Raw genomic sequence first — 14,112 nt, 5'->3', positions numbered from 1 at the left:
CCCGACCCCCCGGGTAAACCCCTGGCCTCAAGCGCCTTCTGTGGCGGGGCCGCCCTCTTGCGATTGTCCCAGAATTTTTATCAAAAACCCCCCGCCCCGGAGCCGGGGGGGGCCGTTTAAACCACACGTGTTACCCGGCCCACGGCCGTCCCAATCCTGGTGCTCTACATCCAGGCCCGGGGGTTCCCCCTGGGCAGCCCTGCTAGTTCCGGTTGAGCCCCGTGGAAATGATCTGGGCGGCCTTTTGCAACAGTGGGATGGCTCGGCTGGCAAAGCGCTCGTCAACGCGCTGCACGGGGCCAGAGACGGAGATGGCAGTCGGCGTGGGAGCGTTCGGGACAGCCATGGCGAAGCAGCGCACGCCAAGCTCCTGCTCTTCCTCATCAATCGAGTAGCCGCGCTCCCGGATCACGCCGAGATCGGCCAGCAGGCTCTCAATGCTCCCGTGGCTCTTGCTGGTGGGCGTGGGCATGCCCTGGCGGGCCACAATGCGTCGCACTGTGTCATCGTCCAGCTGGGCCAGCAACGCCTTGCCGACGCCGGTGTCGTGGGTATGTGCCCGGCGCCCCACCTCGGTGAACATGCGCATGGAGTGCGGCGAGGGGACCTGGGCAATGTAAATGACCATGTCGGTGTCCAGCACGGCCATGTTGGCGGTCTCGCCCAATTGCTGCACCAGCGATTCCAACTGCGGCATGGCCATGGCACCCAGCTGCTTGGTGGCTCCTTCGCCCAAACGAATCAGCCGCGGGCCCAAGGCGTAGCGCCGGCTGGGGAGCTGGCGAATGTAGCCGAGGGAAACCAGGGTGCGCAACAGTCTGTGAATGGTGGGCAGGGGCAGCTCGGTGGACGCGGAGAGCTCGCTGAGAGTGACGTTGCCGCCAGCTTCGGTAATGAGCTCGAGCAGTTCGAAGACCCGCTCCACGGACTGAACGCCGCCGCTTGCTTTTGCTGCCATGGTGAGTCTCCTACTAGGTCCATCTAGGTCGATGCCAACAATTATTCCGCATAGTGATATGAATCTTCCAATCCACAACATACCTTATTTGGCTCGGACAGCGCCCAACATCACGCAGGGCTTGAATTTCCACCAGATAGATAATAATATCCATTCTACGAGAACAATCGTAAATGTCGACTAGCCCTCACGGGCCTTACCCCAAGGAATCTCAATGGCGAATCCTAGCCCCGGCAACTCCATCACCCTCCGCGTGACCGCTCCCTCCAACTTCACCGTCACGAGCGAGCTGGCTGCTGCCGTCGGCTCAGCCGGTGCCGCCGTCACCGCGTTGGACGTTGTTGAATCACGGCACGAGAGCATCGTGGTCGACATCACCGCGAACACCACCGACGACGACCATGCAAACCGGGTCAAGGACGCCCTGGAAGCACTCGACGGCGTCCACGTCCAGCACGTCTCGGACCGCACCTTCCTGATGCACCTGGGCGGCAAGCTCGAGGTCAACTCGAAGTTCGTCATCCGCAACCGCGACGACCTTTCCCGCGCCTACACTCCCGGCGTCGCCCGTGTCTGCATGGCCATCCACGACGATCCGTCCGCGGCCCGCAACCTCACGGTCAAGCGCAACACCATCGCCGTCGTCACCGACGGCACTGCCGTTCTGGGCCTGGGCGACATTGGCCCGGCGGCCGCACTTCCCGTCATGGAAGGCAAGGCAGCCCTGTTCAAGCAGTTCGCGAACGTCGATGCCTGGCCGGTCTGCCTTGACACCAAGGACACCGAAGAGATCATCATGATCGTCAAGGCCATGGCTCCGGTTTACGGTGGCATCAACCTTGAAGACATCGCAGCTCCGCGCTGCTTCGAAATTGAGCGTCGCCTGAAGGAAGAACTGGACATCCCGGTCTTCCACGACGACCAGCACGGCACGGCAATCGTCACCCTCGCCGCACTGACCAACGCACTGAAGGTCGTCGACAAGAAGATCGGCGAGGTGAAGATCGTCGTCGCAGGCGTCGGCGCAGCCGGCAACGCCATCATCCAGCTCCTGCTGGCCCAGGGTGCCAAGAACATTGTGGCTTGTGGCCGCAACGGTGCCGTGAACCGCGACGAGACCTACACGGATGCACACCGCACCTGGCTGGCGAACAACACCAACCCGGACAACTTCACCGGCACCCTGCACGACGCCGTTGCAGGCGCCGACGTCTTCATCGGCGTCAGCGGCCCGAACGTCCTCGGCGAGGAGCAGGTTGCTTCCATGGCCAAGGATTCCATCGTGTTCGCCATGGCCAACCCGACCCCCGAAGTTGATCCGGTCATCGCCTCGAAGTACGCCGCCGTGGTTGCCACCGGCCGCAGCGACTTCCCGAACCAGATCAACAACGTCCTGGCCTTCCCCGGATTCTTCCGCGGCCTGCTGGACGCAGGAGTCTCGGACATCACCGATGAGATGCTGGTGGCAGCGGCCACCGCCATCGCCAACCGTGTCGATGATTCAGAACGCAACGCCAGCTTTATCATTCCCAGCGTCTTCGACCCGCATGTGGCCGGCGACGTTGCAGCAGCCGTGTCCAACGCGGCAGCTGCGTCATCATCCGAAAGGGCCAAAGCATGAGCAGCCAGAGCACCACCGTCACCGACCCCACCCCGATCCCGCGGGCCGGTGAAATCCTCACCCCCGAGGCCCTAGCCTTCATCACCGAACTCAACCGACGCTTCAACCCGGTCCGCGAAGAGCTGTTGGCAGCCCGCGGCGCCAAGCGCGAAGCTGTTGCCGCGACCGGCAAGCTCGACTTCCTGCCGGAAACCAAGTCCGTTCGTGAAGGCGACTGGAAGGTTGCCCCGGCCCCTGCCCCCTTGCAGGACCGCCGCGTTGAAATGACCGGCCCGGCATCACCGGCCAAGATGGCCATCAATGCGCTGAACTCCGGCGCCAAGGTGTGGCTGGCAGACCTTGAAGATGCCGCCACCCCCACCTGGCCCAACGTCGTCGACGCCGTCCTGAACCTGAAGGACGCCGCAGCCGGGACCCTTGAGTACACCTCCCCCGAGGGCAAGGAATACCGTCTGCGCACCGACGTCCCCTTGGCTGTTGTGGTGGCCCGCCCGCGCGGCTGGCACTTGGTTGAAAACCATGTGATTGTGGACGGCGCACCCGCCTCGGGCGCGCTGGTGGACTTTGGCCTGCTCTTCTTCCACACGGCCAAGGCGCTCATTGCCAACGGCCAGGGACCGTACTACTACCTGCCGAAGATGGAAAGCTACCTTGAGGCCCGCCTCTGGAACGACGTCTTCGTGTTTGCCCAGGACTACCTGGCCATCCCGCAGGGCAGCATCCGTGCCACCGTGCTGATTGAAACCATCCCGGCCGCGTTTGAAATGGATGAGATCCTCTACGAACTGCGCGAGCACGCTTCGGGGCTGAACGCAGGCCGCTGGGACTACCTCTTTTCCATCATCAAGTACTTCCGCGACGCCGGCGAAGCCTTTACCCTCCCGGACCGCGCACAGGTTGCCATGACGGCACCCTTTATGCGCGCCTACACCGAACTGCTGGTCAAGACCTGCCACGACCGCGGCGCCTTTGCCATGGGCGGCATGGCCGCAGTGATCCCCAACCGCCGCGAGCCCGAAGTGACGGCAGCAGCGTTTGAAAAGGTGCGCAATGACAAGACCCGCGAAGCCGGGGACGGCTTTGACGGATCCTGGGTTGCCCACCCGGACCTGGTGCCGATCTGCCAGGAAGTCTTTGACTCCGTGCTGGGCGACCGCCCGAACCAGCTGGACAAGCTGCGCCCCGAGGTCAACGTCACGGCAGACCAGCTGCTTGACATCCCCTCGGCCCAGGGCAGCGCCACCGAAGCCGGCCTGCGCCTGAACCTGTACGTGGCTGTCGCCTACACCGCCGTCTGGATCTCAGGCAACGGCGCCGTGGCCATCCACAACCTGATGGAAGATGCCGCCACCGCGGAAATCTCCCGTTCACAGGTCTGGCAGCAGATCCGCAACAAGACCACCCTTGCCGACACCGGCAATGTGGTCACCCGCGAGCTCGTCACCAAGATTCTGGCCGAGGAAACCGAGAAGTTGCGCGGCGAAGTGGGCGAAGACTTGTTCACGAAGTACTACAAGGACGCCAGCGCCCTCATCGGCGACATCTGCCTGTCCGAGGAATACACCGACTTCCTGACCATCCCCGCCTACGAATTGGTGGGCTAGGAATGACTGTGCAATCCTCACTGAACTCCGCAGACCTCGCCCACATCGAATCCGCCTGCGCCGCCACGGATACGTTGCTTGACCGCAACTACCCCGGCGACGACGGCAGCCGCCAGCCTGTCCACACGGTCTACGTGCCGGCGGACAAGTTCAGCCCCACCTTTGCCGCCGATTGGGGCGCGCAGGGGTTGGCAGCCATCGACGCCAACGGCGGCCTGGAACAACTTGGCAAGCTGCTGGGCCAGGACGACGAGCTGGCCGCAGCCGTGGCACCCCGCGTGGCTGCCAAGCTGGCCAGCGAGCCCATTGAAGATCTTCGCCTCGACTTCGAGGACGGCTTCGGCGACCGCGGCGACGAGGCCGAAGATGCCGCGGCAGTCGCCGCCGGAAAGGCAGTCAGCGCAGCGGTCGCCGCAGGAACGGCCCCCCCGTTTATCGGCATCCGCTTCAAGTGCTTCGAGGCCCCCACCCGGGCCCGCGGCGTGCGGACCCTTGACCTGTTCGTCTCGGCGCTGGCCTCGGCCGGCGAACTGCCGCAGGGCCTGGTGCTGACACTTCCCAAGGTCACCACCATCGACCAGGTCAAGGCCATGGACTTTGCCGTCGGCCGCTTGGAGGAAATCCACGGACTCCCCGCCGGACGCCTCCGCTTTGAGGTGCAGGTGGAAACCCCGCAGCTCATCCTCAGCCACGAAGGCATCTCTCCCGTGGCACAGCTGGCCCACGCAGTGCCGGGACGCATCAGCGGCCTGCACTACGGCACCTATGACTACAGTGCATCGCTGGAAATTTCCGCCGAGTACCAGTCCATGGAGCACCCGGTCGCCGACCTGGCCAAGGAAGTCATGCAGCTGGCAGTTGCCGGAACAGGCATCCGCCTCTCCGACGGCTCAACCAACATCATGCCCGTGGGCGACGGCGCCGAGTCGGCTTGGGCACTGCACGGCCGTTTGGTGCGTCGTTCCCTGGAACGCGGCTACTACCAGGGCTGGGACTTGCACCCGGCCCAGCTGCCCAGCCGTTTCAGCGCCACGTATGCTTTCTACCGCCAGGGGCTGCCCGCAGCCGCCGTGCGGTTGCGCAACTACGTCAAGCAGACCCCCGGTGCTGTCATGGACGAGCCGGCAACGGCCCGCGCCTTGGCCAACTTCATCCTGCGCGGCCTCGTTTGCGGGGCCTCAAGTGCCGAAGAAGTGCTGGCCCTGACCACCCTTGACCAAAGTCAACTGACGTTGCTGGCCCACCCGCGGCTCGCGTCCGTCTCAAAGTAAAGGATTTAGCCATGGGCAAGTATTACTACCCCGAAGGCGGCTTGCCGCCGCAGACACACCTCACCACCGAGCGCGCCATCGTCAAGGAGGCCTACACGGTCATCCCCAAGGGCGTCATGACGGACATCGTGACAAGCACGCTGCCGGGCTTTTCCAACTCACGCTCTTGGATTCTGGCCCGCCCCATCTCCGGCTTCGCCACCACCTTCTCCCAGCTGATCGTGGAGATTGGTGCCGGCGGCGGCGCCCCTCGCGCAGAGTTCGAGCCAGGCGTCGAGGGCGTCGTCTTTGTCACCAAGGGCAAGGTCAACCTCACCCTGGAAGGCGAACTCCACCAGCTTGAGGAAGGCGGCTACGCCTACCTGGCCGCCGGCGACGCCTGGGGCCTGGAAAACGTCTCGGACGACATCGTCTCCTTCCAGTGGATCCGCAAGGCCTACGAACGCCTCGATGGCTACGAAGCCAAGTCCTTCGTCACCAGTGACGCGGACGTTGAGCCCACTGCCATGCCGGACACCAACGGCGCTTGGAAGACCACCCGGTTTACCGATGCCTCCGACTTGGCGCACGACATGCAGGTCAACATTGTCACGTTCCAGCCCGGCGGAGTCATCCCGTTCCCGGAAACCCACGTCATGGAACACGGCCTGTACGTCCTTGAAGGCAAGGCCATGTACCTGCTGAACGACGACTGGGTTGAGGTGGAGGCCGGCGACTTCCTGTGGCTGCGTGCCTTCTGCCCGCAGGCTTGCTATGCCGGCGGCCCGGGCGAGTTCCGCTACCTGCTGTACAAGGACATGAACCGCCAGATCAAGCTGACGTAACGTCCGCGCTTGCAGTCTCGGCGCCCGTTTGCGCTTTTGCCCCGTTTCACACGGCAGCAAGAGCGCGAACGGGCGCTTTTTTGTGCCAGGCAGGGGACACGGGCAAGATTTGGCCTCGCGGTGGCCTTGACGTTGCCCGTAATCATCTCTAAACTTTTCATAAAGCAGAAACTAATTTCCACAATATGAGAACGTTGGAATCTTGGATTCCATTGGAAGGACCTACAATGACGTACACGGTAAACTGCTCGATCCTCCTGACAGAGCTTCCCCTGCTCGAACGCCCGGCAGCAGCCAAGGCAGCCGGTTTTGATGCAGTGGAGTTCTGGTGGCCCTTTGAAACCTCCGTCCCGGCCGAAGCCGACCTCACCGCTTTTGAGCGCGCCATCACCGATGCCGGCGTGCAGCTGACAGGCTTGAACTTCAACGCCGGCAACATGCCAGGCGGGGACCGCGGCCTTGTCTCCTGGAAGGGACGCTGCTCCGAATTCAAGGACAACATTGCCGTCGTGGCAGGCATTGGCGAACGCCTTGGCTGCAAGCACTTCAACGCCCTGTACGGCAACCGCCAGGAAGAGTTCACCGCTGAAGAGCAGGACGAGCTCGGCGTCAAGAACCTCGTTGCTGCAGCTGAAGGCGTTGCAGCCATCGGCGGCACCGTATTGCTGGAACCCGTCTCCGGAACCCCGGCATACCCGTTGAAGACCGCTGCGGACGTCCTGGCCATCATCGCCAGGACTGAAGCAGCCGGCGTGGACAACGTCAAGCTGCTGGCCGACTTCTACCACCTGGCCGTCAACGGCGACGACGTGGCAGCCGTCATTGAAAACCACGCCAAGGACTTCGGCCACATTCAGATCGCCGACAACCCCGGCCGCGGCGCCCCCGGCACCGGCACCCTTCCGCTCGGCGAGTGGATCACCCGCAGCCGTGAGCTCGGCTACTCCGGCCCCATCGGCCTGGAATACAAGGCACCCGCAGCGGAGGCCTTCAACTGGGCCATCCGCCAGCCCGCCAACTAAAGCCCCTCACCAACACCCCCTACACTTCTTCACGCAAAGGAAACATTATGAGCAACGTTGCAGTAATCGGACTCGGCATCATGGGACTGCCCATGGCAGTGAACCTCGTCAAGGCAGGCCACACGGTCACCGGCTTCAACCGCAGCCAGGCCCCCATCGACAAGCTCGTCGAAGCCGGCGGCAAGGGTGCCACCTCGCTCGCCGAGGCCGTCAAGGATGCCGACGTCGTCGTCACCATGGTTCCGGACTCCCCCGATGTTGAAGCTGTTGTCAGCGGCGCGGAGGGTCTCTTCGCCAACGCCCGCAAGGGCACCATCTGGGTTGACGCCAGCTCCATCCGCCCCGACGTCGCCAAGCGCCTCTCCGAAGACGCCGTCGCAGCCGGCATCCGCCCCTTGGACGCTCCGGTTTCCGGTGGCGAGCAGGGTGCCATTGACGGCGTCCTGTCCATCATGGTTGGCGGCGACAAGAAGGACTTCGACGACGCCGCAGAGGTCCTGAACGCCGTTGGCAAGACCATTGTGCACGTTGGCCCCTCCGGCGCCGGCCAGACCGTCAAGGCAGCCAACCAGCTGATCGTTGCCGTCAACATCCAGGCACTCGCCGAAGCCATCGTCTTCCTTGAGGCCTACGGCGTTGACACCGACGCTGCGCTGAAAGTTCTTGGCGGCGGCTTGGCCGGCTCCAAGGTCCTGGACCAGAAGGGCCAGAAGATGCTCGATCGCAACTTCGACCCCGGCTTCCGCTTGGCCCTGCACAACAAGGACCTCGGCATTGTCACGGCAGCTGCCCGCGAAGCCGGCGTGGCCGTCCCGCTCGGTGGCGCCGTCGCCCAGCTCGTCACCTCCATCGTCGCCCAGGGCGACGGCGGCCTCGACCACTCGGGCCTCTTCAAGCAGGCATTGGCCGCTTCCGGCCGCAAGTAGGGCGCACCCGCACGGGGTTTGCGCCCCACCCAGCTTCCCGCCGTCGGTTGATCTTCGAGACGTCCGACGGCGGGAAACCCACCTCCCGTTCAGCACTTCCCCCGCCTGCACAAGGCACACACCCAAAGAATTTTGAAGGAGTACACCATGGCTAAGATGCGCAGCGTAGACGCAGCCGTTTTGATTTTGGAAAAAGAAGGCGCCACGGAGATCTTCGGTCTCCCCGGAGCAGCCATCAACCCGTTCTACTCGGCCATGCGCGCGCACGGCGGCTTGAACCACACCCTGGCCCGCCACATGGAGGGCGCCTCGCACATGGCGGACGGCTTCTCACGCGCAGCCGAAGGCAACATCGGCGTTTGCACCGGCACCTCCGGCCCCGCCGGCACCGACATGATCACCGGACTGTACGCAGCCCAGGCGGACTCCATTCCGATGCTCTGCATCACCGGCCAGGCTCCCGTGGCCAAGCTGCACAAGGAAGACTTCCAGGCAGTGGACATTGAGACCATCGCCGCCCCCGTCACCAAGCTCTCCATGACGGTGAAGGAGCCCGGCCAGGTTCCCGGCGCCTTCCAGAAGGCGTTCTACCTCATGCGCTCGGGACGTCCCGGCCCGGTCCTGTTGGACCTGCCCATCGACGTGCAGATGGCGGAGATCGAATTCGACATCGACGCTTACGAGCCCTTGGTTCCGAACAAGCCGGCCGCCACGCGCAAGCAGGCTGAAAAGGCCTTGGACATCCTGCTGGCGGGCGAGAAGCCGCTGATCGTCGCCGGTGGCGGCATCATCAACGCCAATGCCTCCGCACAGCTGGTGGAGCTGGCCGAACTGCTGAGCATTCCCGTCATCTCCACGCTCATGGGCTGGGGCACCATCCCGGACAACCACCCGCTGAGCGCCGGCATGGTTGGCCTTCAGACTTCGCACCGCTACGGCAACGCCACGTTCTTGGAGTCCGACACCGTCATCGGCATCGGCAACCGCTGGGCCAACCGCCACACAGGCGGCCTTGACACCTACCGCGGAAACCGCAAGTTCGTGCACGTGGACATCGAGCCCACCCAGATTGGCCGCGTGTTCGCACCGGATTTGGGCATCGTCTCCGACGCCGGAGCAGCCCTCGACGTCCTGCTGGAGGTCGCTCGCGAGCGCAAGGCCGAACTCGGCGTTTCGGACTACGGCACCTGGGCCAAGGACTGCCAGGCCCGCAAGGGTGCCTTGCAGCGCAAGACCCACTTCGACAACGTGCCCATGAAGCCGCAGCGCGTCTACGAAGAGATGAACACGGCGTTTGGCGAAGACGCCACCTATGTTTCCACCATTGGCCTGTCGCAGATTGCCGGCGCACAGATGCTGCACGTCTTCGGCCCGCGCCGCTGGATCAACGCCGGACAGGCCGGCCCCCTGGGCTGGACCCTTCCTGCGGCCTTGGGCGTTGTCCGCGGCAAGCCGGGACAGACCGTTGTTGCACTCTCCGGCGACTACGATTTCCAGTTCATGATCGAGGAACTGGCCGTCGGCGCACAGTTCAACCTGCCGTACATCCACGTCGTGGTGAACAACTCCTACCTGGGCTTGATCCGTCAGTCCCAGCGCGGCTTCAAGATGGATTACCACGTCTCCTTGGCATTCGAGAACATCAACTCCCCGGAGACCAACGGCTACGGCGTTGACCACCTCAAGGTTGCCGAAGGCCTGGGCTGCAAGGCCATCCGCGTGGAGCGCCCCGAGGACATGGCTGCCGCATTCGCCGAGGCAAAGCGCCTCATGGAAGAGTTCAAGGTTCCCGTGGTGGTTGAAGCCATCCTGGAGCGTGTAACGAACATTTCCATGGGCACCGAGCTGGACAATGTCAACGAGATCGAAGACATTGCCGAGTACGCCGCCGACGCACCCACCGCCATCCTGACGCTGCAGGACTAGGGACGAACCATGCGCATCATCCTCGCCCCTGACAAGTTCAAGGGATCACTGTCTGCACCGGAAGTTGCCCAATGGCTGGAAGCCGGATTGCGCAGCACGCATCCCGGCCTTGACATTGATCTCATCCCCGTTGCCGACGGCGGCGAGGGAACCGTTGACGCGGTGGTGGCCTCAGGCTTCAGCCGCGTCAGCACCACCGTCGAGGGTCCCACTGGCCAGCCCGTCACTGCCGATTTTGCCGTTCACGGCAAGGTGGCCGTGATTGAGATGGCAGCTGCCTCCGGGCTGGCCGTGCTCCACGACGGACGTTTTTCCCCCTTGGCGGCGAGCACCTTTGGCACCGGCCAACTGGTGTCCGCCGCCTTGGACCACGGCTGCACCGAGATTGTTCTCGGTGTGGGCGGCAGCGCCACGACGGACGGCGGTGCGGGCATGCTCGCAGCGCTGGGCGCAACCTTCAAGGACGCCGCCGGGCGGCGCCTGCCGCCCGGCGGCGGCGCCCTTTCCACTGTCACCAACATTGACTTGACCGGTCTTGACACCCGCATGGGCGGGGTCACGTTCACCCTGGCCAGCGACGTTGACAACCCCCTGCTGGGTCCCGACGGCGCGGCAGCGGTCTTTGCCCCCCAGAAGGGCGCCAGCGAAGCACACGTGGAGCACCTGGAAAATGCCCTTGAACGGTATTTCCGGATCATGGCCAACGCGCTCGGCACGGCCGCTGTCGACGCCATTGACGCCCCGGGTTCCGGCGCGGCCGGCGGCACCGGCTTTGCAGCCTTGGCCGTGCTCTCGGCGATGCGCCGTCCCGGCATTGAGGTTATTCTTGGCTTGAGCGGTCTTGCAGAGAAGCTCCCTGGCGCGGATTTGATCATCACCGGCGAAGGCAGCCTGGATGAACAAAGCCTCTTTGGCAAAGCACCCCTGGGGGTGGCCACTGCGGCCCGCGCAGCAGGGGTTCCCGTTGTGGCCGTCTGCGGTCGCACCACGTTGGCCCCCGAAACTTTGAGCGCCGCTGGTTTTGCCCACAGCTACGCTTTGACGGATATTGAATCCAACACCGACCTTTGCATGAAGAACGCCGGCAGCCTCTTGACACAAATCGGGGCTTTGATTGGCACACGACTTGCCTCCACCGGCAAGGAAGAGGAGAACTCATATGTCTAGCACTGCAGGAAATGACGCGAGTGAAGGCATGTATGACCTTGTCATTCGCGGCAACCGCGTACTCACCACCGCCGGCATCGCACCACGCGAAGTAGGTGTCCGCGATGGCGTCGTCATCGCCTTGGTACCCCTGGGCAACAACCTCTCCGGAACCGAGGTCATTGAACTGGCCGACGACGAGACGCTCATTCCGGGCCTTGTGGACAGCCACGTGCACGTCAACGAGCCCGGCCGCACGGAATGGGAAGGCTTTGCCTCCGCCACCCGCGCAGCAGCGGCCGGCGGTGTCACCACCATCATCGACATGCCCTTGAACTCCATCCCGGCCACCGTCAACGTAGACGCCCTGGAACTCAAGCGCAGCGTTGCGGTTGACCAGGCTTATGTGGACGTTGGATTCTGGGGCGGTGCCATCCCCGGCAACACCTCCGACCTGCGCCCGCTACACGACGACGGCGTCTTCGGCTTCAAGTGCTTCCTGCTGCACTCCGGCGTTGACGAATTCCCGCCACTTGACCCCGACGAGATGGAAAAGGACATGCGCGAGCTGACGTCCTTCGACGCTCTCATGCTGGTCCACGCCGAAGATTCACGCACCATCGACCGCGCCCCCACCGCCCAAGGCGACCACTACAACAAGTTCCTCGCCTCCCGTCCCCGCGGCGCCGAGAACCTGGCCATTGCCGAGGTCATTGAGCGCGCCCGCTGGACTGGTGCCAAGGCGCACATCCTGCACCTGAGCTCCTCGGACGCCTTGCCCATGATTGCCAGCGCCCGCCGCGACGGCGTGAAGCTGAGCGTGGAGACGTGCCCGCACTACCTCACGCTCATGGCCGAGGAAATCCCCAACGGGGGCACCGCCTACAAGTGCTGCCCGCCCATCCGCGAAGCCTCCAACCGCGAAAAGCTGTGGGAAGGCCTGCGCGACGGCGTCATCGACTGCATCGTCTCGGACCACTCCCCCAGCACCTTGGACCTGAAGGACCTGGAAAACGGCGACTTCGCCGTGGCTTGGGGCGGGGTCTCCTCGCTCCAGCTGGGACTGTCGCTGATCTGGACCGAAGCACGCAAGCGCGGCATCTCCCTCGAACAGGTTGTCCACTGGATGTCCACGGCCCCGGCCGAGCTGGTCCAGCTCCACCACAAGGGCAAATTGGCTCCCGGCTACGACGCCGACTTCGCCATCTTCGCCGCCGACGACGCCTACGTAGTGGACGTCAAGAAGCTCAAGCACAAAAACCCCATCACCCCCTACGACGGGCGTGCGCTCTCCGGCGTCGTCCGCCGCACCTTCCTGCGCGGACACGAACTCGACGGCATCACCCCCACCGGCAAACTCCTGCGCCGCGGTGAAATCACAGTGGAGCGCTCTGCGGATGTCTGAGTCCCTGCTGCTGCCCGCACTGGGTGAGAGCGTCACCGAAGGCACCGTCACCCGCTGGCTGAAAGCCGTCGGGGACACGGTCGCCTTGGATGAGCCGCTGGTGGAAGTGTCCACCGAGAAGGTGGACACGGAGATCCCGTCCCCGTTCGAAGGGATCCTGCACAGCATTCTCGTCGCCGAGGACGAGGTCGCCGCTGTCGGCTCCGTGCTGGCCATCATCGCTGCCGCGGACGAATCTGAGGCGAAAGCCCCGGTGTCCGAGCCGGTGGCTGCGGACAGGCATTTTCCGGCGACTGACTCTGTCGCAACTCCGGCGGCTGAACCCCCAGCGGACCGGGATTCCCTAGGCGGCTTTCCGGCCAATCGGCCGCGGACGGCCTCGGCCTCCCTGACGCCGCCGACGGAAACCCCGGCTCCGCCGGTGTCATCGGCAGGATCCACCACCTATGTCACGCCGCTGGTGCGCAAGCTGGCACGCCAGCACGGGGTGGACCTTTCCACCCTCACGGGCACCGGCATTGGCGGGCGTGTTCGTTCAGGGGACGTAAATGCGGCGGCGGCTGCCGCTTCCAAGCCTGCGGCAACTCCCGCCGTCGTGCCTTCCACGGCAGCACCTTCCCAAGCAGCACCGGCAGCCACTCCGGCAGCTGGCGCCACGGCGTCGGGCAGCCTGCGCGGAACGGTGGTGAAGGCGTCGCGGATCCGGTCGGTCATTGCCAAGCGGATGCGCGAATCCCTTGACACCTCGACCCAGCTCACGCAGGTGCACGAGGTGGATGTCACCGCGATGGTGCGGCTGCGCGAGCGGGCCAAGGCGCCTTTTGCCGCCGCGCACGGAGTGAAGCTGACGTACCTGCCGTTCATCGCCCAGGCCGTGGCGGAGGCGCTGAAGGTCCATCCGATGCTCAATGCCGCTTTCGATGAGGCGGCCGGCACCATCACCTACCACGACGCCGAACACCTCGCCTTTGCGGTGGACGGGCCCAAGGGCCTGCTGGTTCCCGTGGTGCGCGACGCCGGTTCGCTCAACGTGGCCGGGCTGGCTGCAGGCATCGCCGATGTGGCTGCACGCACCCGCGACGGCTCGATCAAGGCCGACGAACTCAGCGGCGGCACCTTCTCCATCACCAACATCGGTTCGGTGGGGGCGTTGTTTGACACGCCGATCATCAACCAGCCGCAGGTGGGAATCCTCGGCGTTGGCGCCATTGTCAAGCGGCCCATGGCCGTGCCCGGTCCGGACGGCGGGGATGTGCTGGCCATCCGCCACATGATGTACCTGTGCCTGACCTACGACCACCGGATTGTCGACGGAGCCGACGCTGGCAGGTTCCTGCAAACTGTGACAGCCAGGCTGTCCGGCGCCGAGTTTGAACTCGATCTAAGCCTCTAACAGGCCACGTGTGTGG

The 14,112-nt window shown here is 64.4% G+C and carries 10 protein-coding genes and 1 pseudogene; 10 read left to right on the top strand and 1 reads right to left on the bottom strand.

What is annotated here, in order from left to right:
- Positions 1–202: 202 nt before the first annotated feature.
- Positions 203–958, bottom strand: a complete 756-nt coding sequence (locus QMG25_RS17005) for an IclR family transcriptional regulator (RefSeq protein ID WP_283462228.1) — start codon at positions 956–958, stop codon at positions 203–205.
- 214 nt (positions 959–1,172) lie between these two features.
- Between QMG25_RS17005 and QMG25_RS17000 the strand changes: the two genes are divergently transcribed.
- From QMG25_RS17000 to sucB, 10 genes and pseudogenes are all read left to right on the top strand, one after another.
- A complete protein-coding gene (locus QMG25_RS17000) occupies positions 1,173–2,579 on the top strand; it encodes an NAD-dependent malic enzyme (RefSeq protein ID WP_283462226.1) in 1,407 nt (468 codons plus the stop codon).
- The gene (gene aceB / locus QMG25_RS16995; RefSeq protein ID WP_283462225.1) at positions 2,576–4,183 is read left to right on the top strand and encodes a malate synthase A; all 1,608 of its coding nucleotides are present in this window, start codon (positions 2,576–2,578) and stop codon (positions 4,181–4,183) included. Before QMG25_RS17000 ends, aceB begins: the two co-directional genes overlap by 4 nt.
- Before the next feature lie 2 nt (positions 4,184–4,185).
- Positions 4,186–5,454 carry a DUF6986 family protein gene (locus QMG25_RS16990; protein ID WP_283462224.1) on the top strand — a complete coding sequence of 423 codons (1,269 nt, stop codon included), beginning with the start codon at positions 4,186–4,188 and terminating at the stop codon, positions 5,452–5,454.
- An 11-nt stretch (positions 5,455–5,465) separates the two neighbouring features.
- Positions 5,466–6,278 carry a bifunctional allantoicase/(S)-ureidoglycine aminohydrolase gene (locus QMG25_RS16985; RefSeq protein ID WP_283462223.1) on the top strand — a complete coding sequence of 271 codons (813 nt, stop codon included), beginning with the start codon at positions 5,466–5,468 and terminating at the stop codon, positions 6,276–6,278.
- A gap of 227 nt (positions 6,279–6,505) precedes the next feature.
- Positions 6,506–7,300, top strand: coding sequence for a hydroxypyruvate isomerase family protein (locus tag QMG25_RS16980; protein WP_283462222.1), 795 nt, complete (start codon positions 6,506–6,508; stop codon positions 7,298–7,300).
- 47 nt (positions 7,301–7,347) lie between these two features.
- Positions 7,348–8,226 (top strand): 2-hydroxy-3-oxopropionate reductase, encoded by an 879-nt coding sequence (locus tag QMG25_RS16975; RefSeq protein ID WP_283462221.1) that lies wholly within the window; start codon positions 7,348–7,350, stop codon positions 8,224–8,226.
- 147 nt (positions 8,227–8,373) lie between these two features.
- The gene (gene gcl / locus QMG25_RS16970) at positions 8,374–10,152 is read left to right on the top strand and encodes a glyoxylate carboligase (protein WP_283462220.1); all 1,779 of its coding nucleotides are present in this window, start codon (positions 8,374–8,376) and stop codon (positions 10,150–10,152) included.
- Between the two features lie 9 nt (positions 10,153–10,161).
- Positions 10,162–11,319, top strand: coding sequence for a glycerate kinase (locus tag QMG25_RS16965; RefSeq protein WP_283462218.1), 1,158 nt, complete (start codon positions 10,162–10,164; stop codon positions 11,317–11,319).
- Positions 11,312–12,703 (top strand): allantoinase AllB, encoded by a 1,392-nt coding sequence (gene allB / locus QMG25_RS16960; RefSeq protein ID WP_283462217.1) that lies wholly within the window; start codon positions 11,312–11,314, stop codon positions 12,701–12,703. The genes QMG25_RS16965 and allB overlap by 8 nt, the downstream gene beginning before the upstream one ends.
- Positions 12,621–14,096: pseudogene (sucB, locus tag QMG25_RS16955) on the top strand (2-oxoglutarate dehydrogenase, E2 component, dihydrolipoamide succinyltransferase); the annotation flags it as partial. The gene allB and the pseudogene sucB, both read left to right, overlap by 83 nt.
- Between the last annotated feature and the right edge of the window lie 16 nt (positions 14,097–14,112).

This window comes from Arthrobacter sp. H35-D1 (assembly GCF_030063185.1).
Lineage (GTDB): Bacteria > Actinomycetota > Actinomycetes > Actinomycetales > Micrococcaceae > Specibacter.
The sequence above is the reverse complement of the archived record's forward strand: the minus strand, read 5'-3'. Positions and strand labels throughout refer to the sequence as shown.

Coding starts and splice junctions, on each gene's coding strand:
- QMG25_RS17005 (WP_283462228.1), bottom strand. CDS start 958: ATGGCAGCAAAAGCAAGCGGCGGCGTTCAGTCCGTGGAGCGGGTCTTC.
- QMG25_RS17000 (WP_283462226.1), top strand. CDS start 1,173: ATGGCGAATCCTAGCCCCGGCAACTCCATCACCCTCCGCGTGACCGCT.
- aceB (WP_283462225.1), top strand. CDS start 2,576: ATGAGCAGCCAGAGCACCACCGTCACCGACCCCACCCCGATCCCGCGG.
- QMG25_RS16990 (WP_283462224.1), top strand. CDS start 4,186: ATGACTGTGCAATCCTCACTGAACTCCGCAGACCTCGCCCACATCGAA.
- QMG25_RS16985 (WP_283462223.1), top strand. CDS start 5,466: ATGGGCAAGTATTACTACCCCGAAGGCGGCTTGCCGCCGCAGACACAC.
- QMG25_RS16980 (WP_283462222.1), top strand. CDS start 6,506: ATGACGTACACGGTAAACTGCTCGATCCTCCTGACAGAGCTTCCCCTG.
- QMG25_RS16975 (WP_283462221.1), top strand. CDS start 7,348: ATGAGCAACGTTGCAGTAATCGGACTCGGCATCATGGGACTGCCCATG.
- gcl (WP_283462220.1), top strand. CDS start 8,374: ATGGCTAAGATGCGCAGCGTAGACGCAGCCGTTTTGATTTTGGAAAAA.
- QMG25_RS16965 (WP_283462218.1), top strand. CDS start 10,162: ATGCGCATCATCCTCGCCCCTGACAAGTTCAAGGGATCACTGTCTGCA.
- allB (WP_283462217.1), top strand. CDS start 11,312: ATGTCTAGCACTGCAGGAAATGACGCGAGTGAAGGCATGTATGACCTT.